Origin of the sequence: Bradyrhizobium sp. th-b2 (assembly GCF_000426785.1) — a bacterium.
GTDB lineage: Bacteria > Pseudomonadota > Alphaproteobacteria > Rhizobiales > Xanthobacteraceae > Bradyrhizobium > Bradyrhizobium septentrionale.
In genome coordinates this window covers 456377-479206 of the sequence record NZ_AUGA01000001.1, presented here as the reverse complement: position 1 = coordinate 479206, position 22830 = coordinate 456377, and the positions used below count along the sequence as shown (strand labels likewise).

Here is a 22830-nt window from a genome sequence, read left to right as displayed (position 1 = left end):
TCGCGAAGCAAGACCATCTTGCAATCATTCTTCGCTGTCATTCCCCGCGAAAGCGGGGAATCCAGTACGCCGTGGCCCTTCGATCGACAACGACCGTCTCTGGAATACTGGATCGCCCGATCAAGTCGGGCGATGACACCGCGCTTGGGTTTGGTTGCGTCGTCATGCTGACGATGACACACTCCACCAAAACAAGAGATCGGGAGTGAACATGAGCGCCGCAACAGATTCAGCGCAGCAGGAAGCGCAATGGCGGAGATGGCGCAGCGTCGCCGATCTCTATCATGCCTTCTTCACCGGTCTCATCCTCACCGTCGTCACACGGCGCGGCACGGCTGATGCCGCCGAATTCGTCTTCCGCGTGTTTCGCCGCCAGCAGCAGGAGCGCTTCCTGCCCGGCTTGAAGAAGCTCGGCCTCGACGGCCTGCCGCCCGCGGTCGCGGCCGCGCAATATCACTATCTCTCGAACTGGATCGGCGGCGTGCATGTCGAATACATGTACGAAAGTGATCGCAAGGCCTGGATCCGCTATCCGCCGCCGCGCTGGATCTGGAAGGGAACGGCGATCTGCGGCGTGCCCGGCGAGGTCTCGCGCGCGATGCTGCGCGGCTGGCACGCCAACAACGGCGCGGCCCTCGGCGATCTCAGGCTCGGCTTCGTCTGCACCAAGCAGAGCGTCGACGGCCAAGACGGGCTCGAGGGCTACTATTGCGAATACGATCATCCGCTCGAGCTCGACCAGCGCCTCATCTTCGCGCGTCATCTCGAGGCGCCGTTGTTCGATTCCAGAACCGCGCCGGCGCTGCCGGTCGACAGCTGGCCGAAACCACGGCTGGAAAAGGCCTATCGCAACTACGCGATGGAATATGTGAAGACAGCCGCGCCCGTCATGGTGCAGGCGTTCGGCCCGGAGGATGCGAGCTATCTGCTGCACCTCACCGGCAGACTGATTGGCATGCAGTATTATGACGAGGTCGCGCAGGCGCTCGGCGCCAGCCGCGGTGGCGCCAGCGAGTTTGTCAGCTTCCTGCGCATTCTGTTCGAGTCGCAGGACGATCTGGCCGAGATCAGCGAGTCCGAGGGGCAATTCGAAATCCATCAGCAGGGTTGGAAGCTGATGGCCGAAGTAGCCGATGATCACCCGGCCTGCGCCAGCGTCCTGACAGGCCTGTTCGAGGGGCTGGCTGCCGGGTGCGGGCGGCATATTCCGGTGCATTTGAAGCCGAATGGCGCCGCGGGCGCGCCGTTGGTTTGGTCGATCGGCTAGGGGCAAGGTTCGCCTGCAATCGCGCAGGCCCCCCTTGCGTCCCGCGCACGTGGAATCCGCTGTTGCCATGGTAGGGAAACACCATGGCGCGGCTCCCCAGATCGCGCGCGGGAGTGGAAATGTCCGACCTCGGCCTCGCCGAAATACCTGTCGACGAACATGAGCGGCCGCTACCGCCGCCGGTGACCAGGCCGGCGCGCAACGCGCTGCTCGATGGGCCGATCCTGAAGACGTTGTTGTGGCTCGCCTGGCCGAACGTGATCGCGCTCTCCGCCGGCACCTGCGTCGTGATCGCTGAAACCTCCTATATCGGCCGGCTCGGCGTCGAGTCGCTCGCGGCGATGGCGCTGCTGTTTCCCTGCGTCATCCTGACCATGACGATGTCCGGCGGTGCGATGGGCGGCGGCGTCGCATCCGCGATCGCACGCGCGCTCGGCGCCGGCGAGATCGAGCGCGCCTCGACGCTGGCCATGCATGCGCTGCTGATCGGCCTGGCCTTTGGCCTGACCTTCATGCTCGGCATGCTGATCTTCGGTCCGCGCCTGCTCGAACTGCTCGGCGGCCGCGGCAATGTGCTGGCGCAGGCGATCGCCTATTCGCAGATTTTCTTCGGCGGCGCGATCCTGCCCTGGCTGATGAACACGATGGCCGGCATCCTGCGCGGCACCGGCAACATGAAGCTGCCGTCGACCATGATCCTGTCGTCGGCGGTGTGGCAGATCATTCTGGGCGGCACGCTCGGCCTCGGCCTCGGGCCGGTGCCGCAATTCGGCATGCGCGGCGTCGCCGCGGGCTCGCTGATCGCCTATTCGATCAGCATCAGCGTGATGGGCTGGTATCTGTTTTCGGGCCGCGCCCGGGTGAGGCCGAAGCTCAAGGGGTTGCGCGTGCAATGGGCGATGTTCATCGACATCCTCAGGGTCGGCGCCGTCTCCTGCTTCTCGCCGCTGCAGTCGGTTTTGACGATCTCGATCTTCACCCACATACTGGCGCAATTCGGCACCGCCGTGCTCGCCGGCTACGGCATCGGCGCGCGGCTCGAATTCATGCTGACCTCGGTCGCGTTCGCGGTCGGTATCGCCTCGGTGCCGATGATCGGCATGGCCGTCGGCGCCGAGCGCGTCGCGCGTGCGCGGCGCATCGCCTGGACCGCGGGCACGCTGTCGTTCCTGTCGGTCGGCGCGGTCGGCAGCTTCATCGCCGTCTTCCCCGACCTCTGGGTCAATCTCTTCACCAGCGATCCGCATGTGCGGGCGACCAGCCACCAATATCTCTCGACCGCGGCGCCGATGTACGCCTTCATCGGCCTCGCGATGTCGATGTATTTCTCCTCGCAGGGTGCCGCGAAGGTGCTCGGCCCGGTGCTGGCGCAGACCGCGCGGCTGATCTTCATCGGCACTGGCGGCTGGTGGCTGTCGACGCATGAGGCGAGTGCGCAAAACTTCTTCGCACTCGCCGCCGCCTCGATGGGCGTGCTCGGCGTGCTCTCCTGCCTCAGCGTGATCCTGACGCGCTGGGGCAAGTCCACGCCGGTCGCTGAGGCCCAGCCGGCGCTGTCGTAAGATTTCTCGGTCCGTCATCTCGACCCTCTCCCCGTCATCCTGAGGAGGCCGCGAAGCGGCCGTCTCGAAGGATCGACGGCCCCCGTGCGTCGGCGTGCGCTCGCGGAAACAGTCGGGCTGTCGCCCTTCGAGACGGCCGCGTTGCGGCCCCCTCAGGGTGACGGTCACGGTTCGAATACGAAATGGTAGCGAGAGCTAGCGGTTTACGCCGCGTTCCTGGCCTTTGCCGATCGCGCCAGCGCCGCCTGCATCGCGGCAGCACCAAGGTCCATCTGCGCGTCCATGTAGGGCGCGACCTCGTGCGGCAGCACATCCGCGATCCACACCATCCGGCAGCGCCCGTCGCCCTCGGCAAACACCTGCGCCGAGGCGGAGTGCTGCTTCAGCCGTTCGCTGGTGATCGCATAGACCAGCCGCTGTCGTTTGTCGTCGCAATCGACCAGCGTCTCGCGCGCCACGGTGCCGTTGGCGAAGGTGACGGTGCGGACGTCGCCATCGAGTTGCGTGTCAGTCACGAAGCCCGGCGCTAGCCGCGTATGCAGCGCGCCGAAATCGCGCAGCGCGTCCCAGACGTGATCTGCCGGCGCGTCGATCGGGATGTCCTTGTAGATGGAAGCCATGGAAGTTGAGTCCTTTCGCAAATCAGGATGACGATGAAGGCTTACGTGGACACCGCTTCGACATTGTTGCCGTCGGGGTCGAGCAGGAATGCCGCGTAATAGGTCGGGCTGTAGTCCTTGCGATGGCCGGCCGCGCCATTGTCCTTGCCGCCGGCCTTCAAGCCTTCGGTGTGGAATTTCTTGATCGCGTCATGGCTCGGCGCGCGGAACGCGATATGCGCGCCGCCTTGGGCCTTGCCCTTGTGCAGATGCAGCCAGAGCGCGGGCTCGCCCTTGGGGCCGAAGCCGGCGCCGCTGTCGTCGCGCGAGCAGAGCACGAATCCGAGTGGTGCCAGCACTGCGGTGTAGAAGCGAACGCTGGCGTCGAGGTCGGCGACGCGCAATCCGATATGGTCGTACATGATAGAGTCTCCAGTCGTTGGACGCGTCATGAGACGCGCGGACCGGATGAACCCTAGCTATTGCAGTGCAAGGCGTTCTTGGAAAATCTTGCGGTTGCCGCGGGAGGCCTGGCGGAACTTCAGCGGCGAGGCACCGGCCGCGCGGTGGAAGCTACGCACGAAATTGGAGAGATCGCCGAACCCGACATCATAGGCGATGTCGGTGATCGGGCTGTCGTCGTCCGCCAGCCGTCGCGCCGCATGGCGCAGCCGCGACCGCACGAGATATTGATGCGGGGTGACGCCGAGCACGGCGGAAAACAGCCGCAGGAAATGGAACGTGCTGAGCCCGGCCTGCTCGGCGGCATCGTCGAGATCGATCTGATGGTGCGAATTGGCGTCGATCCACAGTGCGGCCTCGACGGCGCGGCGGCGATCGCGCAATCCGGCGGTGAGCGGCCTTGCCTTGCGGTCGGACACCAGCTCGACAAGCCGGCTGGCGAGGAGGTGACCGATCTCGTCGAGGCCGACGTCGCTGTTGCCAACTGCCGCCGTTTGGGCGAGCTCTCCGATCACCATCAATTCGGGCAGCGGTGGCACCGAGCCGACCTGCCAGACCGCCGCGCGGTCGCCGATCGTCTCGACCAGCTCCGGGTCCAGGAAGAAGGACAGGCATTCGTCGCCGACCACATGGTCGTGCGTGCAGGTGTATTCGTCGCCGGGATGGCCGACCAGGATCGAGCCCGCCACCAGCTCATGGAAACGGCCGCGGCAATGGCAGCCGAAGCTGCCGCTGCGCACATAGGATACGGAATGAGAGGCGAACTGCTCGACGAACGGCTTATCGCCGGGCTCCGCCGTGCAGCGAAACTCGTTCACCGTGATGCGATCGCGCTGCAACAGCGTGGTCCGGGTCATACCCCAGATTTAGGCTTGCGGCCGGGGCCGTGCAACAGGCAGCAGCACGTCGAACAGGGTCTTGCTGGTGGTCGGCTGGGCGCCTTCGATCGAGAGCAGCCGCCGCTTGGAGACGCTGCCGCCGCTCGGCGAGATACGGTCGGCATAGTTGCCCTCCTCGAGCACGCGGTGGCAGGGCACGATGATCATGAAGGGATTGCGGCCGAGCGCCTGCACCACCGAATAGACCGCGCCGGATGCGCGCAGGGCGCTCGCCACCTCGTCATAGGTTCGGGTTTCGCCACGGGGAATGCTGCGGACCGTCTGGTAGACGCCCTGGTTGAAGGCCGGGATGCCGCTCATGTCGAGCGCAATGCCTGCGAGATCGCCATCGCCGCCGCGCAAGGTCGCTGCAATGCCCTCGATCGCAGCCTCGACCTCTTCGGGAGGCCGCATCTCGCGTGCATCGGGATAGTGCTGGAACAGCCGCTTGCGAGTTTCGATTTCGCGGAGCTCGGGAAGCTGGACACCGACCACGCCTAGCTCGCCCCATGCGATGGCGCACCGGCCGATTGCCGTGTCGAAAATGCTGTACCCACGCCCCGCCATGACGCCACCAACCCCCGAGCGCGATCTAAGCATCGCCGCCGTCCGGCGCATCTGGAATTTTGACGTTTAGTTAACCATGTCGCGGCCGGTTCTGTGTGACCCCGCCAAATTCCAGTCACCCATCTTAAAGGCTTTGCCCGCTATCTGGTCGCCAGCATGCTGCTTTACGATACGATCGGCGGAACGATGACGAGCACGAGCGCCGAGACCGCGCCCGGCAGCAAAGGCGTGGTCGGGAGAGCGACCGGGCGTTTTCACCCGCTGGTCGCATTGCTGTTGCTGGCGCTGGTCGTGCGCCTTGCGGCCGCCGTCTGGCCCAACGTGATGTATCCCGACGAGATCTTTCAGTATCTCGAGCCGGCGTGGCGGATGCTCGGCCATGACGGCATTTTGACGTGGGAATGGCGCGAAGGCATTCGCGGCTGGTTCCTGCCGACATTGCTGGCCGGCCCGGTTGCGCTGGGTGACACGATTGCGCCCGGTGGCGCGGGCGCCTTCCTGGCGCCGCGCCTGGTCGTTGCATTTGCGTCGCTGTCGATTGTGCTCAGCGCCTGGTTCTTTGGCGCACGGATCTCGCGAACCCATGCCGTCGTCGCGGGTTTCGCTGCCGCGATCTGGTTTGAGTTGATCCTGCTTGCGCCACACACATTGGGCGAGCCGTTGGCGACGGCGCTGATCGTACCGGCGGCGCTGCTGGTGACCGATCGCCCGTCGCAGCTTCGTCTCGTGATCGGCGGCGCGCTGCTTGCCTTCGCCTTTGTCTGCCGCTTCCAGTATGCGCCGGCCATCGCCGTGCTTGCGCTCGGCGCCTGCTGGACACACTGGCGCAACCTGATTCCGCTGGTCGCCGGCGGGCTTGCCGCGCTGTTGCTCGCCGGCGCGATCGATCTTGCGCATGGCGCCGTGCCGTTCGCCTGGCTGATCGGCAATATCAAGGAAAACCTGTTGCACGATCGCGCGACCGAATTCGGCGTGACGCCGCCTTCGGCCTATCTCATCAACTTCCTGATCGTGTGGTCGGTGGCGATCGTGTTGCCGCTCGCCGCAATCTGGCGCGGCGCGCGGCATACGCCGCTGCTGCTGGCCGTCGCGGTCGCAAACCTCGTCTTCCATAGCCTGATCGCACACAAGGAATACCGCTTCGTGTTCCTGTCGGTGGTGCTGTTCATCATCGTCGCGGCGCTCGGGTCGGCCGATTGGGTGCAATGGCTGCGCACAAAAGGCGGATGGCGCCGCGGGGCGTTGCCGATCGTCATGGGCGGTTGGGCCTTGCTCTCGGTGGCGCTCGCGGGCGCCAGCGAAGGAATGCGCGACTATTGGACGCGCGGCGTCGGCGCGGCGCAGCTCGCCGCCGAACTGCGCAGCGATCCGCAGATGTGCGGGCTCGCGCTTTACAACGTTCGTTTCCAGCTGTTGCCGGGGCGGGAACGATTGGTCGGTCCGGTGCCGCTCTATGCGTTTGCGCCCGCCGATCCGCTCGCCGAGCTGATCCTGCCGCCGCTGTTGCAGGCGACCAAGCCGGCCTTCAACCGCATCCTTGCGCGGCCCGCGGCCGCCGGCGATCTGCCGTCGGATTTTTCACGGCAAAGCTGTGCCCAAGTCGGCATCGCCGATGCCTGCATCTACGCACGCAGCGGCACCTGCGACGCATCCGCCGCCGCGCCCTTTGTCATCGATGACGTGCTCGTGAGGATGGGCCACTAGCGGCGCCGGGCCTGAATGCACGCTTGATCCTCCGCCTCCGCCCGGGCTATGGTCCGGCAGGTCGCATCCGACAGGGTCGGCCTCAAGAAATTGAGATCGCGGGCGTAGTTCAATGGTAGAACGGCAGCTTCCCAAGCTGCATACGAGGGTTCGATTCCCTTCGCCCGCTCCAATGTATTTCGCCGTGATAGCAGGAGACCTGATGTGAAGTTGCTTGGAGCGCTGCTGCTTGCGCTAAGCGCGCTTTGCATGACAAGGCCGGCGTCTGCACAAATGTATGATCCACGCTATCCGGTCTGCATGCATGCTTACGGTTCGTTGATCGGCGATCGAATGGACTGCATCTTCACGTCGCTGGATCAGTGCCAGGCGGCCGCCATGGGGCTTCCGGCGACCTGTCTGGTCAACCCTTTTTACGCGCCAAGATCGGTGCGCCCTTACAGGTGAACGGTAACTTTTTCCGCGCGTATGCGCGGGCGTCCATTTTGAGATCGATGCATGGAATGGTGGCACTACGCGCTCTTTGCGGTCGTTCTGATCGGGTGCGCATTTGTGGTTCGCGGCCGTCGCGGCAAGAATTCGAAAGAGGATCAGGAACTGAACCGGCGGATTGACGAGCGCGTCGAGCGTCTCGATCTCACTCGCCGCAATCGCGACAGGGATTCCTGACCGAGATTCGCAGAGCCAATCCGCAGGCAGGCTTCCCGCGATGATCCCGGGATAATACGGCGATCTGTTCACGCAACGTGCGCATCTAACGCACTGTACTCAACCTGTTCTTCTCACAGGGCGCAGTTATGTTTCCGTAGTTCTCCGCGTTTGAGAACGAAGTTCCGCCGGAACGATCGCGCCGGTTCCCGCATTGGCCATATAGAACCGGCCATCCTCCGGCGAGAACGGTCGGTTCAAGCCCGCGGCGGATCGTCCCCTCTCAACCACCCCCTGGAAGACGGCCGCCGCGGGTCCTGATCCCGCGGCAAGCTCAGCGCCACCAAACTCAGCGCCAGCCCAAGGTGGGCGCGATCTGAGTCAGGATCGTCTCGATGACATGCGCGTTGTAGGCGACGCCGAGTTGATTGGGCACGGTCAGAAGCAGGGTGTCGGCCTCGGCGATCGCCTCGTCCGTCTTGAGCTGCTCGATCAGTCTGTCCGGCTCGGCGGCATAGCCGCGGCCGAAGATCGCGCGCGTCCGCTCGTCGATGAAGCCGATCTGGTCCTCCTCCTGCCCGTTGCCGAAATAGGCGCGATCGCGATCGTCGACCAGCGCGAAGATGCTGCGGCTCACCGAGATGCGCGGCGCCCGGGTGTGGCCGGCCTCCTTCCAGGCGGCGCGGTAGGCCCGGATCTGGGCGGCCTGCTGGATGTGGAAGGCTTCGCCGGTCTCGTCGCTCTTCAGCGTCGAGCTCTGCAGATTCATTCCGAGCTTCGCGGCCCAGACTGCCGTGGCGTTCGAGCCGGCGCCCCACCAGATGCGCTCGCGCAGGCCCTCCGAGAGCGGTTCGAGCCGCAGCAGGCCGGGAGGATTGGGAAACATCGGCCGTGGATTCGGCTGCGCAAACCCCTGTCCGCGCAGCATGTCAAGGAAGATCTCGGCGTGACGCCGCCCCATGTCGGCGTCGGTCTGGCCCTCGCCCGGCTGATAGCCGAAATAGCGCCAGCCATCGATCACCTGCTCGGGTGAGCCGCGGCTGATGCCGAGTTGCAGGCGTCCGCCGGCGATGAGGTCGGCCGCGCCGGCGTCCTCGATCATGTAGAGCGGATTTTCGTAGCGCATATCGATCACGGCGGTGCCGATTTCGATCCGGCTGGTCTTCGCGCCGACCGCCGCCAGCAGCGGGAAGGGCGAGGCCAGCTGGCGGGCGAAGTGATGGACGCGGAAATACGCGCCGTCCGCGCCGAGCTCTTCGGCGGCGACCGCGAGGTCGATCGATTGCAGCAGCACATCGGCGGCTGAGCGGGCCTGCGATTGCGGCGAGGGCGTCCAGTGCCCGAACGAGAGGAATCCGATTTTTTTCATATCGGCAATGTAGGCATGCCTGACGCAAATTGCGATCGGTTGCGTGATACGGCGGTGACACGAAAGTGTTTATCAACCCGTGAAAATTTCTGCAGCCGGGGCTTCGGGTTTGGATGATTCCCCATCGCGTGCACGGCGCATGCATCCAGGTCCTGCCGCCTGCGCCGTTGTGCAGCTTGCGATGATGCGGCGCGCCGCTTAGCTTTCGGCGGCCGTTTTCCCGCCACCACGTTTCCGCAGGTCCCGATGTCGCAGCCCGTTCTGTTTCAGCCGATCACGCTTCGCGGCGTGACCTCCCGAAACCGCATCCTGATTTCGCCGATGTGCCAATATTCGGCGACCGACGGTATCGCCAATGACTGGCACCTTGTGCATCTCGGCAAATTCGCCCAGGGCGGCGCTGGGCTCGTGATGGTCGAGGCCGCGGCGGTTACGGCCGAGGGCCGCATCACCCATGGCGATGTCGGTATCTGGAACGACGAGCAGATCGCGCCGCTCGAGCGCATCGCGGCCTTCCTGAAGGACAACGGCGCTGTGCCGTCGATCCAGCTCGCGCATGCCGGCCGCAAGGCCAGCATGCAGCGTCCATGGTACGGCAATGCCGCACTCGACGAGGCCGACCGCGCCCGTGGCGAACTGCCATGGCGGACGGTGGCGCCGAGCGCGATCCCGATGGAAGACGGCTGGCTGATGCCGCACGCGCTCGACGTCGCCGATCTCGCAGCGCTGCGCGAGCAATGGCGGCGCGCCACCTTGCGCGCGGTGGAGGCCGGTTTCGAATTCGTCGAGGTGCATTGTGCGCATGGCTATCTGCTGCACGAATTCCTCTCGCCACTGTCGAACCGCCGCAGCGATGCCTATGGCGGCGACCGTGCCGGGCGGATGCGCTATCCGCTCGAGATCATCGAGACCGTGCGCGTGGCCTGGCCCGCGGAGCGGCCATTGTCGGTACGCATCTCCTCGGTCGACGGCATCGACGGCGGACTCGCGCTCGAGGACCAGATCGCATTCGCCCGGGAAGCCAAGGCGCGCGGCGCCGATCTGATCGATTGCTCGTCGGGCGGCCTGCTCGGTTCGGCGACGGCGGCGCGGATTCCGCGCGGCTACGGCTTTCAGGTGCCTTATGCCGCCGAAATCCGCCGCGCCGCCGATGTTGCCACCATTGCAGTCGGCCTCATCCTGCATCCGCAGCAGGCCGAGGATGTTCTGGCGGGCGGCCATGCCGATCTGGTCGCGATCGGCCGCGAAGCGCTGTTCGATCCGAACTGGCCGCTGCATGCCGAGCTTGCGCTTGGCGGCAGAAGCGGCGAGGTTTTCGCGTCCTGGCCGAAGCAATATGGCTGGTGGCTGGAGCGGCGCGAGCCGGGCCTGCGCAGGCTCGAAGGCCCGCCGCTGCCGTTCCGCAAGATCTGACATGAAGCCCTGAGAGGTCGTCATCATGACATCAATCGCAAAGCGTCCCTATCGTGGCGTCTTCCCCGTGGCGCCGACCATCTTTGATGCCAACGGCAATGTCGACCTCGAAGGCCAGCGGCGTTGCATCGACTTCATGATCGACGCCGGCTCCCACGGCATCTGCATCCTCGCCAATTTCTCCGAACAGTTCGTGCTGACCGATGCCGAGCGCGAAACCGTGATGCACGCCGTGCTCGAACATGTTGCGGGGCGGATTCCCGTCATCGTCACGACGACGCATTTCTCCTCGGCGGTCTGTGCGGCGCGCAGCCGGGAGGCGGAAGCCGCCGGTGCCGCCATGGTCATGGTGATGCCGCCCTATCACGGCGCGACCTTCCGCGTGCCGGAGCCGGGCATCTATGAGTTCTATCGGGTGGTATCGGATGCCATCAAGATCCCGATCATGATCCAGGACGCGCCGGTCGCGGGCACGCCGCTCTCGGTGGATTTTCTGGCGCGAATGGCGAAGGGGCTTGCCAATATCAGGTACTTCAAGATCGAGGTGCCGATGGCGGCGAACAAGCTGCGCGGCCTGATCGAGAAGGGCGGCGCCGAGATCGAGGGGCCGTGGGACGGCGAAGAGGCGATCACCCTGATGGCCGATCTCGACGCCGGCGCCACCGGCGCGATGACCGGCGGCGGCTATCCCGACGGCATCCGCCAGATCATGGATCCGTTCTTCGCGGGCCGGCGCGACGAAGCAGTGCGGGCCTATGCGCGCTGGCTGCCGCTGATCAACTACGAGAACCGCCAATGCGGGTTGCAGGCCTGCAAGGTCCTGATGCGCGAAGGCGGCGTCATCAAGTCCGACATGGTGCGCCATCCACTACAGCCGCTGCACCCGGCTACGCGAGCGGGGCTGATCGAGATCGCGCGCGCGCTCGATCCGGTCGTGCTGCGTTGGGGACGGTAACAGCGCTTATGCGTCCCACGCCAGTGGCAGATCCAGCAGGCCGCGGAACGCCCAGCCGCCGATCCGCGGCGGCTTGTCCTCGATCAGGCGCAGGTTTTTCAGCCGGTTGAAGATCGCGGGCAGCGCGACGTCGGCGACCATGGCGCGCGAGGCCCAGGCGCCGGCGCAGAAATGCGGGCCGGCGCCGAACGCGATGCTCTTGCTGGCGTCGCGGCGCACGTCGAACGCGTCGGGCCGGTCGAAATGCTTCTCGTCGCGGTTCGCCGAGCCGAACATCAGGAACACGCGCTCATTGGTCTCGAACGCGACGTCCCGGATCGTCCAGGGCTTTGCGATCCGCCGCGGCGACATGCCGATCGGCGAGATCCAGCGCGCATATTCCTCGAACACCTGCAACCACGGGACCGCGCCGCTGGTCGCTAGCGCAAGCTGATCCGGATGGGTCAGCAGCGCCCACACCGTTCCGGCGATCGCGTCGCGCGGCTCATTCTGGCCGCCCGAGATCGCGAGCTTGATGTTGGCGCGCACGCTTTCCATCGGCATGTCCGTTTGCAGCATCACGCCGAGCAGGCTGAGATCGGGCGTCTTGCGCAGCACCGGCACCATGTCGTCGATCGCGGCATCGATGCCCGAGGTCGCCGCGTGGCAGCGCGCCTCGATCGCCGGGTCGCCGACATAATTGGCGATCCCGTCGATCATGCCCTGCGACCAGGCGTTCATGTCCTGGAAGCGCATGTTGGTGAGGCCGGTGATCGACTTCAGGCATTCGGCCGAGAACGGCAGCGCGAAGGCCTGCACGAAATCAACCAGCCCGTCCGGCTTCAATTCGTCGAGAATGCGCGTGGCATGTCGCTCGAATTGCGCGGTCCAGTGCGACCTGACGGTCTTCGGCGAGATCGCCGGGAAGATCGCCTTACGCTCGTTCATGTGCGCATCGCCGTCCTTGCGCATCATGTTGTGGCCCATCAGTCTGTTCATCAATCCTTCGGGCTGGTGCGACGAGAACACGTCGATCTGCTTCTCGGAGACGAAGATGTCGTCGCGGTTGCACAGCAGGGTGCTGCCGAGCTGCGGCACGAAGGCGATCGGCGCTTCCTTGCGCATCCGCGCGAGCGTCGGATAGGGGTCCTGCCAGAAGGCTGGCACATCGATGTCGAAATGGGGTGCGGTGCTCACGACTTGATCTCAGGTTGGCCTCAGGTTTCGGGCCAAGCATAGGCTGGAAAGCGCCGCCGGTCTGTCCCCACCGTTGGGGACAGACGGAAGCCACCGCTCAAGGCCCCCTCAGTTCAACTGGCGCGCGGACGCGATCAGGCGCAGCGCGATCGCGAACAGCTCGTTCTGCGAGGAAATGCCGAGCTTGTCATAGGCACGCTTGCGATAGGTGAGGGCGGAGTGCAGCCCGATGCCGAGGTCGGCGGCGATCGCTTCCGAGCTGAGGCCGGAGAGGATGCGCAGGCAGACCTCCCTCTCGCGCCCGGTCAGCCGGGCGAGCGGTGCTGCCGTGGCAAACAGGGTCTGCAGCCGGGCGATCGGGTCGGCATCCGGCGCCATGTCGCGCTGGAAGTGCCGCGCCACGGCCGCGGTCAACGCGGGCGCGACCGCGGCCAGCCGCGCGATCTGTTCGCGGCTGAAGCGGCCCTGCGCTGTGATCTGGTAGAAGTTGACATAGAAGCAGGTGTCGCCGGTCCAGATCGCGGAGGCGAACTTGTCGACGATGTCGGAATCGTCGAAGAAGATCTTGCGGTAGCCGTCGCTGTACATCCGGCGAGCAAAGTTCGGCAGCACGATCGGCGTGGCCTGCGCCTGCCCCTCGAACACCGCATCGCGGTTCGGGTCGGCCTGATGGAAATGTTCGGAATAGGCGATCCCAAGCTCACGCCCGGTCGGGATGTTGCCGACGTCGAGCAGGCACGCGGTGGACCGCGGGCCTGTAAACGAGAACACCATGCAGTGGCCGACGCCGGCGACGCGGCGCAGCGAACCGATCAGGGCTTGCGGAAAGCTGTCACGGCCGATCGCCAGCAGCGCCGGCGTGATGTCGCTGACGACAGAAGTCTTGAAGGCGAAATCTGCCTTCATGGCGTCCTCCCTGTGTTTCGGGAAGATTAGCAGCGACATCACCGACTTGGAAGCGGACCATAGCGTATTCGAGTGAAGTGGGGCCCGGTTCGCGCGAAGAAAACGAGTCGAACAAGAAGCTCGCGTCAGGCGCCCGGCACCTGGTCGAGGAAGCCGGTGATGCTCCTGATCCGGCCGTCCTTCAGCATGGCGAAGTCGGTGCCCTTGATCGGGCTGTCGACGCCGTCGGGTCCGAGACCCCAGGAGAAGCGGACATGGTCGCCGAAGCCGTTCGGCTCGCCGATCAGCTTGAAGGTGAAGTCCGGAAACTTCTGCTGCACGCCTGCGATCAGCGCGTCGACGCCCTCATGGCCGTCGCCGCTCATCAGCGGATCGACATAGCGCGCATCGGCGGTCCAGTTCTGGCTCAGCATCTCCCGGCGCCGGCTCGGCGTCCGCTCGTTCCAGAGCTCGATGTAATTGCGGGCGATGGTGGCGTGGTCGGTCATGGTGCTCTCCTTCGATGGGCCGGACTGTGCGGCTGTCCGGACTATCGAAGGTTCGCAGGCATCGATCGATTACCTCGGAGGTCATCGCGCGAGCTACGGCGCGATTGTCAGCACCGCCTTCATGTTGGGATGGTAGCGGCAGTAATAGTCGACCGTACCGGCCTTGGTCAGAACCGACTTGACCGTTTTCTTCGGCGCAATCGTCACATCGAAGTCGCCGTTCTTCGCGGTGGCGGTGTGGGCCAAGACGTCCTTGTTGACCCATTCGATGGTGTCGCCGACCTTGGCCGATACCTCGGCCGGCGCGATTACCAAATTCTCCATCACGATCTGGATGGTGGCCGCATGCGCCGGGACAGCCGTCGCGCCGAACACGAGCAAGGCGAGCGTTGCGAGATAGCGTCCTGGCAACATCATGCGTCTCCCTATTTCAGGCTGGCCGCGACATGTTCGGCATGCTGCTGGTGGCCCTGGAAGATCTTCAGGCCGGTCTCCAGCAGGCCCTTCAGCTCGGGATTGCTGGCGGAGGGGATCAGCTGCGTCTCCAGCGCCGTGTTGACGGTCTTGTGGTAGGCGACCTCGTTGTCGATATAGGCCTTGTCGTAGGCGGTGCCCGTCAGCTTGCCGAGCTCGGCAAGCTTGTCGGCCGCCTGCTTCGACAGCGCCTTGCTGGTGTCGTTGTCCTCCGGCGTCACCTTCAGCTTCTTGACGAGGTCGAGCGCCTGCTTGTTCACCGCCTCATGGTCGCGCGCCATGTCCTGGGCGAACGCCTTGACCTCCTTGTTGGACGCCTTCGCCTCCGCCTGCTTGGCGGCATTGATGTCGATCACGCCGGCGGTGTAGGCGATGTGTGCGATCTGCGGATCGGTCGGCTTTGCGCCCTGCGCCAGTGCTGCTCCGCTGAGAACGCTGAGCGCGGCGACCGCGATGCTCAATCGAACGAACATGGTTTGACACTCCTGTTGAGCCGGGCGTAGCGCGCGGCACGTTGTTGGTTGCACAGGAGTTGGATGGTGCGGACGCGCAGAGGTTCCCGAAAATCTATGCTGTGGCGCCGAGCCGTTTCAAAACCGCCTCGGTCAATCGCTCGCAGCGTCTGCCCGCAAAGGGAAAGGCCTCCATCACGATGGGGCCGATCTTCCGCTCGACATTGTCGCGCAGCATGGTCCGGGCACGGTGCAGGCGGGTCTTCACGGTTTCCGGCTTCAGGCCGAGGATTTCAGCGGTCTCCTCGACATTCATGCCCTCGATCACCCGGGTGATGAAGACGAGGCGGAACGCCTCGGGCAGTTCATCGATAGCGCGCTCGACAACATGCTGGATTTCGCGTTGGGCCATGGATTTTTCCGGATCGTCCGCTGACGACAAGGGGAACTGGATGATCTGGGCCTCAAGGGCGCCTCTCGGCAGCTCGGACCATTCCACGCTTGTGTGCCTGCTGCGCAGGCGGCCGAGCGCCTCGTTGATCGCGATCCGCGACAGCCAGGTCGAGAGGCTGGAGTCGCCGCGGAACTGGTCCAGATGGGTAAAGGCGCGCACATAGGCCTCCTGAACCACATCCTCGGCCTCGTTATCGTTGCGGAGGATGCCGCGCGCCAGCCGGAACAGCCGGCGATTGTTCGCCTGCATGATGGCGCGAACCGCGGCCTCGTCGCGGGCGAGCGCGCGTTGCACCAATTCGGCATCGCCAGAGCTGATCGGCGGTGGTTGCTTTACCTGGGCCTGGCGCATGGCTGGATCGCCTCACTGTTCACTGATTATCGACATTAGATGCCGCGGGGCCGGCCAGGTTCCCGAGAAAATCGTGGTTGGCCAAAACAGCCGTCAATCAGTAGTCACGGTCTGATATAGGCCTCCGGATCGCCCCGCGCATGCGCCTCCATCGCATCGAGGAAGCAGCGCACCTTGGCCGGGACAAATTGCCGCGCGGGCAACAGCGCGTGCACGTTCAGCGGCTCGCAGGCGTGGTCGGGCAACAGCCGCCGCAACTCGCCGGCGGCGACCGCGGCGCGGGTGTAGCTTGCGGTGACCCGCAGCACGCCATGACCAGCGAGCGCCGCCTGCAGGCGGACATGGGCATTCGAGCTGGTGAGCCGGGCGCGGTCGACCGCGAGATGCTCGACCGCACCGCCGGGAGCGGTGATCGCCCATGGCGGATCGCTCGGGCCGGTCAACAGCGGCAGCTTTCTCAGCTCAATCAGCGTGCGCGGCTCGCCGAACTTCTCCAGCAGCGCCGGCGCCGCGAACAGGCCGCGTTCGAGGGTGAAGACGCGGCGGATCACGATGTCGGCCGACGGCAGCGGCGCCTCCAGCATCGCGAACACGATGTCGTAGTTTTCGGCGATCGGGTTGACGATGTCGTGCTCGACATCGATCCGGATCGCAAGCTCCGGATAGCGGCCCATCACGGCGCAGGCGACCGGCCCTGCGTGATGCGCGCCGAATTCGTAAGGCGCCTTGATGCGCAGCGTGCCTGCGACCGCGCTGCTCATCGCCAGCGCCTCGCTGTGGGTGTCGTGCAGCGCGGTGAACAGCGGGCGCACCTTGCGATAGATGGTCTCGCCGGAATCGGTCAGCCGCAGGTGTCGCGTGGTCCGCTCGATCAGCCGCAGCCCGAGATTGGCCTCGAGACGCTGCACCGCAGCACTGAGGCTCGATTTGGGATGTCCGAGCACGCGCGCGGCCGCGGTGAAGCCGCCATGCTCGACAACCTCGCAAAACAGCTCCCAATCGCGCCACTCCATGGCCGATTGTCCATCCAGCGGTACAGTGTGTCCAGCCAAATCGGATTATCGCGGTGATCGCAATCACCTAACCTGGTCGCAACCAAATCTGCATCGGAAGGGCGAGATGGTCGACGACAACGGAATTTTCCTGCGCAACGCCTGGTATGTGGCGGCGCTGAATCACGAGCTGATCGACGGCAAGAAGCTGGCGCGCACCATCCTGGAGCGGCCGATCGTGCTCTATCGCGGCTCGAGCGGAAAGGTGGTCGCGCTCGACGACCGTTGCTGCCATCGCGCCGCGCCGCTCTCGATGGGCCGCGTCGAGGGCGACGACATCAGGTGCATGTATCACGGCATGAAGTTCGCGGCCGACGGCAAGTGCATCCAGATTCCCGGCCAGGACGCGATCCCCGCCAAGCTCGGCGTGCGCAGCTATCCCGTGGTCGAGCGCTACAACATGATCTTCATCTGGACCGGCGATCCCGAGAAGGCCGATCCGAAGCTGATCCTGGATTATCCGCCGCTCGAAGATCCAAAATGGCGCGGCTTGCCGGGCTACATGCACTACAAGGCCAACTGGCTCCTGATCGTCGACAACCTCAGCGACTTCGCCCATCTCGCCTTCGTTCACACCAACACGCTCGGCGGTTCCGAGGAATACGCCTACAAGACCAAGCCGGTCGCGATCGAGAAGCTGGACGACGGCTTCCGCGTCGAGCGTTGGCACATGGGCGCCGATGCGCCGCCTTACCACAAGAAGGTGATTTCCAACCGGGCCGATAAGGTCGATCGTCGCAATATCGGCCGCATGATCGTTCCGGGTATCTTCACGCTCGATACCACGTTTGCGCCGGCCGGGCAGGGCGTGGAGAAGGGCGCTCAGGTTCCGGGTACGCGCTCATATCGCAACGCGCAATTCATGACGCCGGAGACGCGCTCGTCGACGCACTTCTTCTGGAATTACCTGCACGACTTCGACACCGACAACCCCAACATCGCGCTGTCGCTGCGGCATTCCCTTGAGGAGGCCTTCAATGAGGACAAGGACATCATCGAAGCCCAGCAGAAGGTGTTCGACGTTGATCCGGACTATCAGCTGCTCGCGATCGGCGCCGATGCGCCGCTGACCTATTTCCGCTGGCTGTTCGCGCGCAGGATCGATGCGGAGAAGGGCGCGGCACGCGCGGCATAGTCGCTGAAGCGACGGCCGTCACGGCCTGATCGCAAGCTGCGCCGGGATCGCGAGATCGTGACGTCCCGGCGTGGCTGCACTCCAGCGGGTTTGGCGTAAAGTGATCAACTTGAATTCGTCGGTTTTCGATCAGGGTCAAGGCTTCGACCCGCGTTGGCCAGACTTTCCTGGTGGCGATCAATCGGTGAATGAGCTTGCGCGACAAGGCGGATCCATCGGAACGAAGTGCGAGCGCCAGCTGGGTGCAGGACGCCTGGCTGTGGCCGTTTGAAGCCACGCGATTGGCGCTGGACATCTACTCGCAGTGGTACCCCAATCGCGCGCCGGAGCCGGCGGATGCGTCAGGCGACGCGGCGCTGCCCTGGACGACGGCCCACTCGGTCGCGCTTCAACTGCCGTCGATGCGCCTGCTGGACTTTTCAAGCGCGGTCGAAGGCCCGCCGCTGCTGGTCTGCGCGCCCTATGCGCTGCACCGCGCGCAGATCGCGGATATTGCCCCCGGCCACAGCCTGATGGAGGCGTTACAGCAGGCGGGTCTGGCGCGTCTCTATCTCACGGATTGGCGCTCGGCGGCACCGGAGACGCGATATTTCTCGATCGACACCTATCTGTCTGATCTCAACGTGGCCGTCGACACGATCGGGCCGCCGGTCGACCTTGCAGGTCTCTGTCAAGGCGGTTGGCTGTCGTTGCTTTATGCGGCGCGCTTTCCCGGCAAGGTGCGGCGGCTCGTGCTTTCAGGCAGCCCGGTCGACGTCTCGGTGCCGTCGGAGCTTTCCAGGATGGTCGCCTCGCTGCCACAGCAAGGCTTCGAGGCGATGGTGCGCCAGGGAGATGGGATCGTCAGTGGCAAGCACATGCTGCAGCTCTGGAGCATTCCGTTCAGCCTGCCTGACGTGGAAGCGGCGCTGCAGCGGCGCCTCGACGGCAAGTCGGAGGATGCAAGGGCGCTGCTCGATCGTTTCACGCGCTGGAACAGTGAGACGCTCGATCTGCCGGGCACCTACTACCTTGAAGTGACCGACTGGATCTTTCGCCAGAACCGGATCGCCGCCGGTGACTTCGTCGCGCTGGGCTGCAAGATCGATCTTGCTGCGGTGAAGCTGCCGGTCTTCCTGCTCGCCGCGGAGAACGACATCGTTGTTCCGCCCGACCAGGCATTTGCAACAATGCGGCTGTTGGGCACGCCGCCCGCGTGGCTGCGAAGGGAGACCGAGCCCTGTGGCCATCTCGGCCTGTTCATGGGCTGCAGGGCTCTGGCCGGTTCATGGCGCCGGATTGCCCGCTGGCTGCAGTCCGATCTCGGTGAGGCCGCGGGCGAGCGATCGCGGATCAGCGCGTGAGTGCAAAATGAAAATGCCCCGAACTGCAATTCTGCAATCCGGGGCATCCGATATCCGTCGCGACAATTTGCGTCGCGTTTAGTTGCCGCGTTTACTTCGCCGCGACAACCATGATCTCGACATTGTACTGCGGCGCCGCGAGCTTGGCCTCGACGGTGGCGCGGGCCGGGGTGTTACCCTCCGAGACCCAGCCGTCCCACACCGCGTTCATCTCCGGGAACGTCTTCATGTCGGTGATGTAGATGGTCGCGCTGAGGAGTTTTGACTTGTCGGTGCCGGCCTTGGCCAAATGGCCGTCGATGATCGACAGGATGTCCTTGGTCTGGTCGATGACGCTGCCGCCCGCGGCCTTGCCGGCGACGACGCCGGCGAGATAGACGGTGTTGCCGTGCACGACGGCCTGGCTCATGCGCGGGCCTGTTTCGAAACGTTGAATGCTCATTTGGGTCTCCACTTGAATGGCGGGCATGTCTATAGCGTTTTCAAGCGAAGTGGCTACCGGTTCGCGTGAAGAAAACGCGTCAAAACGAGAGAACCTCTAGCCTGCCGCGGCGACCACCGCCACTGCACAATTTGCAGCACCGCTCACGGAAAACGCGCGAAGAAGGCCCAAATCGTATCGGCGCCGTCGATATCGCCGTTTTGTGGCCCGAGCAGCGCGGCCGCCAGTTTCGTAAAATGGGCGTCCGGGAAGTGGCCGGGCATGCGGTGACCTCCGCCATTCACCCGGTAGAGCACGACGTCACGTCCTTGCGGACAGACCGAGTCGATCCGTGTGACAGTTGATTGATCGGAAGGGTTGCGGTCGGGCAGATCGGTGGTTGCGGCGTCCTTGTTCTCGCAGCCATTGGTCCGCCGCCAGAATTGCAGGGTGCGTTCGGTCGACCAGAATCCGTCGACAGCGAAATAGCTGGTGCCGCGTCCACCCCGATAGGGGATCAGCGGGTCGACGGTGCCGTTCATCAGGAGCACCGGCACTGGACGCACAGGCCGGCAGGCGCCGGCGGATTCGTCGGTCAGGTTCATCACGACGCTGGCCGCCGCCGCGAACCGGTCGGCGCGTTCGCAGGCCAAGGTCATGGCCATCGCGCCGCCATTGGAGATGCCGGTGACATAGATGCGCTTCGGATCGGCGGTGCCGTCGCCCACCAGCTTCGCGATCAATTGCGCAATGAAGGCGACGTCGTCGGTGCCTTCCGGCGGCGGACCGGCGGCGCGCCGCGTGTTCGGCCGGGAGTCGGCCCAGGCGTGGTTCAACCCATCGGGATACGCCACCGCGAAGCCGTCGCGCCTGGCGATCAGTGGCCACGACGTCCGTGTGATCATGTCGGCGCTGCTCTGGGTCTTGCCGTGCAGCACGATGACGAGCGGCGCGGGCCTGGTTGCAGGTGGCTGCAGCGTGAATGTTCGCGTCGTGCCTTTGATGGTGAGTGAATCCGCGCGCACCGGCACGATGCTCAAGGCGATTGCGCCAGCCAAAGCAAGCATACCGATTGGACATCGTCGCATCGCCGAACAAGCCTGCTCCTGCCGCGGCGATTGCAGCATGCCGGCGAGGCGGGTTCAACCAGTCTTGCCGGAGCGTGGCGTCACGATCCGGCCGGCGGCTTCAGCGCATCGGCCCAGCGCGCGAACAGCGCGACTTGTTCAGCCGGCCAAGCGCCGTCGCAGGGCATGGTCCCGGCCTCCAGCCGGGCCAGGATCTGCCGGCGATGCTTGATCACGTCCTCCTCCTTCCAGAGGTCGAAGGCGAACAGCATCGAGTTGCGATCCATGGGCCGGAACAGCGGCCGGATGTGCGCTTCGAACTGCAGCGCCTCGCCCGGACCGGGCAGCGCTATGCTGGTCTCGGTTGCGGCTCGCGCGTCGCCTTCAATTGCGGATGGCCGCGCAGCGGGCGTTGCGTTGCAGACCCACCACCATCGCGGCACCGGCATGTTCGGCGGCGGTTTTGCGCCGACGCCCGAATTCTCCACCGCGATCCGTGAGCCCCATTCGATGTAGGCGACGAAAGCGGCGCGGGATTCCGGATCGGACGGCAGCCCGGCATCGTCGGCGCTCTGCACCATGTAGGTCGCCCACAGCGCACGCTGCTCCGGCCTGATCTCCTTGCCGATATGTTGCGACACCATCCGCCGATAGCCGCCATAGCGTTCTGTGTAGAAGCGCGGGCCGCCGAACACCTCGCTGAGCCAAGCCGCCACCCGTTCGGGATGATCCGGCGACATCTCGGCGAACAGCGGACTGAGCAGCGGGTCTTCCGGCACATAGCGGCTGTAGAAGATGCGCGTCATGTCGAGCAGCGCGGGATAGCCGCCGGCCCATTCGAACAGCGTCGGCTCGCGCATCGGATCGGGAACGGGATCGTGAAACGCGACGTTCCAGTGCATGCCGCTGCAGAACGGCTTGTTCAGCGACGAGCCGCAGCGGCACAGGCTGACATGCTCCTGCGACGCGCCGGTGTTCTGTGCGATCGGCGTGCCGTCCTCATCGACCAGTTCGACATGGCCGGTGACGCGATAGGGGCCGTCCTTCGACACTTCGATCTGCGGCGGCCGGCTGACGTCGGACAGGTTGGCGTCGCGCACGGGGCCAATGCCGATCCCGAGCGCGCCCGATGGGCACCTGCGCACCGCGTTGATGAGATCGTCGAGCCGCGCGCCGCTCGGCGCGATGAAGGGCTCCTCGCCGAGATGAAACACTGAGCTGAGCCGGTCGGTGCAGAAGCCGGAATGCGCGCAGGTGCCGCGATTGTCGAACACATACGCCTGCTGCCCGGCATAGACGTCGAGCTTGTCGGGCACGCGCCGCGGATCCCTGGCGTCGGTGAAGCCGCGCGCGACGTGGCTGTCGTCGCAGAACGGTTTGGTCTGAGATTGCCCGCAGCGGCAGAGCAACACCGCCGCCTCGGCTGTAACAGGCACGCCGAGATGATCGACGATCGGAATGCCGGGCTCGGGTTCGTAGGGCCCGTTGCGTCTGACGGTGATGCGATTGCGAACCTGTTGCTGGTCGCTCAGTCGGTGGGCGGAACTGTCTTCTGTCATGCCTTGCAATGATCCCTGAACGCGCCCAGCCCGCGCAAAGCGTGCTTAGATGGATCGACGGCGGCTCTCAACGAACCAGATGGAAAGTGCCGCGGGAGAACGGGATGATCCGCAAGACCAAGCGCAAATATGGTTGCCCGGTCGAATTCTCGATCGATCAGCTCAGCGGCAAATGGAAGACTGTGATCCTGAGCCGGCTGAAGGTCAGGCCGATGCGCTATGGCGAACTGCGTCACGATATCCCGCAGCTCAGCGACAAGGTTTTGACCGAGCGCCTGCGCGATCTCTGCAATTCAGGCTTCATCAGGCAGGATCGCGGCGGCGGCTCCTCGCGCTACTGCCTGACCAAGCGCGGCGAGATGCTGAAGCCGATGCTGCAGGCGCTCTATGATTGGGGCGAGGCCAACGCCGACACGTTCGGCGTCCGCTTCCTCAGCGCGGAGGCGGATGAGAGGCGAGCGGGAGATCATTGAAATCAGGTTGGATCGGTCGGGCCGCAGCCTCGGTGCACCTCTCCCGCCTGCTCTG

24 protein-coding genes and 1 tRNA gene are annotated in these 22830 nt (G+C 65.0%); 10 read left to right on the top strand and 15 right to left on the bottom strand.

All coding sequences use genetic code 11. The features are described 5' to 3' along the window. Positions 1–211 precede the first annotated feature (211 nt). Together K359_RS0102325 and K359_RS0102320 are read left to right on the top strand one after the other, a co-directional pair. Positions 212–1267 (top strand): hypothetical protein, encoded by a 1056-nt coding sequence (locus tag K359_RS0102325; RefSeq protein ID WP_029077887.1) that lies wholly within the window; start codon positions 212–214, stop codon positions 1265–1267. Positions 1268–1386: 119 nt separating this feature from the next. Then, on the top strand, positions 1387–2829 hold the full coding sequence (locus tag K359_RS0102320) for an MATE family efflux transporter (protein ID WP_029077886.1): 1443 nt from the start codon (positions 1387–1389) through the stop codon (positions 2827–2829). A 203-nt stretch (positions 2830–3032) separates the two neighbouring features. Here the strand turns inward: K359_RS0102320 and K359_RS0102315 are convergent, their stop codons facing one another. The 4 genes from K359_RS0102315 to K359_RS0102300 are packed head-to-tail and all read right to left on the bottom strand — an operon-like array spanning position 3033 to position 5335. Then, complete coding sequence (locus K359_RS0102315) at positions 3033–3449, bottom strand: SRPBCC family protein (RefSeq protein WP_029077885.1); 417 nt, start codon at positions 3447–3449, stop codon at positions 3033–3035. A gap of 41 nt (positions 3450–3490) precedes the next feature. After that, positions 3491–3850 (bottom strand): VOC family protein, encoded by a 360-nt coding sequence (locus tag K359_RS0102310; RefSeq protein WP_029077884.1) that lies wholly within the window; start codon positions 3848–3850, stop codon positions 3491–3493. 57 nt (positions 3851–3907) lie between these two features. Then, positions 3908–4747: an AraC family transcriptional regulator gene (locus K359_RS0102305; RefSeq protein ID WP_029077883.1), complete on the bottom strand. Its 840-nt coding sequence runs from the start codon at positions 4745–4747 to the stop codon at positions 3908–3910. A 9-nt stretch (positions 4748–4756) separates the two neighbouring features. Beyond that, positions 4757–5335 (bottom strand): methylated-DNA--[protein]-cysteine S-methyltransferase, encoded by a 579-nt coding sequence (locus K359_RS0102300; RefSeq protein WP_029077882.1) that lies wholly within the window; start codon positions 5333–5335, stop codon positions 4757–4759. 156 nt (positions 5336–5491) lie between these two features. On the opposite strand from K359_RS0102300, the gene K359_RS0102295 reads away from it, so the two are divergent. The 3 genes from K359_RS0102295 to K359_RS58560 all read left to right on the top strand — a co-directional run bounded on the left by K359_RS0102295 (position 5492) and on the right by K359_RS58560 (position 7486). Continuing rightward, complete coding sequence (locus K359_RS0102295) at positions 5492–7039, top strand: 4-amino-4-deoxy-L-arabinose transferase (RefSeq protein ID WP_029077881.1); 1548 nt, start codon at positions 5492–5494, stop codon at positions 7037–7039. A 98-nt stretch (positions 7040–7137) separates the two neighbouring features. Further along, positions 7138–7211 (top strand) — tRNA-Gly (locus K359_RS0102290). Between the two features lie 32 nt (positions 7212–7243). Next, positions 7244–7486 (top strand): DUF3551 domain-containing protein, encoded by a 243-nt coding sequence (locus K359_RS58560; RefSeq protein WP_084518239.1) that lies wholly within the window; start codon positions 7244–7246, stop codon positions 7484–7486. A gap of 550 nt (positions 7487–8036) precedes the next feature. On the opposite strand, the gene K359_RS0102280 is transcribed toward K359_RS58560, so the two are convergent. Next, a complete protein-coding gene (locus K359_RS0102280; RefSeq protein WP_029077880.1) occupies positions 8037–9056 on the bottom strand; it encodes an LLM class flavin-dependent oxidoreductase in 1020 nt (339 codons plus the stop codon). 246 nt (positions 9057–9302) lie between these two features. On the opposite strand from K359_RS0102280, the gene K359_RS0102275 reads away from it, so the two are divergent. Together K359_RS0102275 and K359_RS0102270 are read left to right on the top strand one after the other, a co-directional pair. Further along, positions 9303–10469 (top strand): NADH:flavin oxidoreductase/NADH oxidase, encoded by a 1167-nt coding sequence (locus K359_RS0102275; RefSeq protein ID WP_029077879.1) that lies wholly within the window; start codon positions 9303–9305, stop codon positions 10467–10469. A gap of 25 nt (positions 10470–10494) precedes the next feature. Then, positions 10495–11424 carry a dihydrodipicolinate synthase family protein gene (locus K359_RS0102270; protein ID WP_029077878.1) on the top strand — a complete coding sequence of 310 codons (930 nt, stop codon included), beginning with the start codon at positions 10495–10497 and terminating at the stop codon, positions 11422–11424. 6 nt (positions 11425–11430) lie between these two features. Here K359_RS0102270 and K359_RS0102265 read toward each other — a convergent pair whose 3' ends face one another. The 7 genes from K359_RS0102265 to K359_RS0102235 all read right to left on the bottom strand — a co-directional run bounded on the left by K359_RS0102265 (position 11431) and on the right by K359_RS0102235 (position 16738). Continuing rightward, positions 11431–12600, bottom strand: coding sequence for a cytochrome P450 (locus tag K359_RS0102265; RefSeq protein WP_029077877.1), 1170 nt, complete (start codon positions 12598–12600; stop codon positions 11431–11433). A 108-nt stretch (positions 12601–12708) separates the two neighbouring features. Next, the gene (locus K359_RS0102260; protein WP_029077876.1) at positions 12709–13506 is read right to left on the bottom strand and encodes a helix-turn-helix transcriptional regulator; all 798 of its coding nucleotides are present in this window, start codon (positions 13504–13506) and stop codon (positions 12709–12711) included. 125 nt (positions 13507–13631) lie between these two features. Then, positions 13632–13994, bottom strand: a complete 363-nt coding sequence (locus K359_RS0102255) for a nuclear transport factor 2 family protein (protein WP_029077875.1) — start codon at positions 13992–13994, stop codon at positions 13632–13634. Positions 13995–14087: 93 nt separating this feature from the next. Further along, positions 14088–14408 (bottom strand): cupredoxin domain-containing protein, encoded by a 321-nt coding sequence (locus tag K359_RS0102250; RefSeq protein WP_029077874.1) that lies wholly within the window; start codon positions 14406–14408, stop codon positions 14088–14090. Between the two features lie 11 nt (positions 14409–14419). After that, positions 14420–14941 carry a DUF4142 domain-containing protein gene (locus K359_RS0102245; protein WP_029077873.1) on the bottom strand — a complete coding sequence of 174 codons (522 nt, stop codon included), beginning with the start codon at positions 14939–14941 and terminating at the stop codon, positions 14420–14422. A gap of 94 nt (positions 14942–15035) precedes the next feature. Beyond that, complete coding sequence (locus K359_RS0102240; protein WP_029077872.1) at positions 15036–15725, bottom strand: RNA polymerase sigma factor; 690 nt, start codon at positions 15723–15725, stop codon at positions 15036–15038. A 104-nt stretch (positions 15726–15829) separates the two neighbouring features. After that, complete coding sequence (locus tag K359_RS0102235) at positions 15830–16738, bottom strand: LysR family transcriptional regulator (RefSeq protein ID WP_029077871.1); 909 nt, start codon at positions 16736–16738, stop codon at positions 15830–15832. Positions 16739–16844: 106 nt separating this feature from the next. Between K359_RS0102235 and K359_RS0102230 the strand changes: the two genes are divergently transcribed. After that, positions 16845–17912, top strand: coding sequence for an aromatic ring-hydroxylating dioxygenase subunit alpha (locus K359_RS0102230; protein ID WP_035975842.1), 1068 nt, complete (start codon positions 16845–16847; stop codon positions 17910–17912). Between the two features lie 194 nt (positions 17913–18106). Continuing rightward, entirely contained in the window at positions 18107–19255 is a 1149-nt protein-coding gene (locus K359_RS50910; RefSeq protein ID WP_245284489.1) for an alpha/beta fold hydrolase, read from the top strand. Positions 19256–19346: 91 nt separating this feature from the next. Here the strand turns inward: K359_RS50910 and K359_RS0102220 are convergent, their stop codons facing one another. The 3 genes from K359_RS0102220 to K359_RS0102210 form a co-directional block, all read right to left on the bottom strand. Further along, positions 19347–19697: a RidA family protein gene (locus K359_RS0102220; protein ID WP_029077869.1), complete on the bottom strand. Its 351-nt coding sequence runs from the start codon at positions 19695–19697 to the stop codon at positions 19347–19349. A 143-nt stretch (positions 19698–19840) separates the two neighbouring features. Further along, positions 19841–20743 (bottom strand): PHB depolymerase family esterase, encoded by a 903-nt coding sequence (locus K359_RS0102215; RefSeq protein WP_245284488.1) that lies wholly within the window; start codon positions 20741–20743, stop codon positions 19841–19843. 101 nt (positions 20744–20844) lie between these two features. Then, entirely contained in the window at positions 20845–22302 is a 1458-nt protein-coding gene (locus K359_RS0102210) for a CDGSH iron-sulfur domain-containing protein (RefSeq protein WP_029077867.1), read from the bottom strand. Positions 22303–22406: 104 nt separating this feature from the next. Here K359_RS0102210 and K359_RS0102205 point away from each other — a divergent pair, with 104 nt between their 5' ends. After that, complete coding sequence (locus tag K359_RS0102205; protein WP_029077866.1) at positions 22407–22775, top strand: helix-turn-helix domain-containing protein; 369 nt, start codon at positions 22407–22409, stop codon at positions 22773–22775. Positions 22776–22830: the final 55 nt, after the last annotated feature.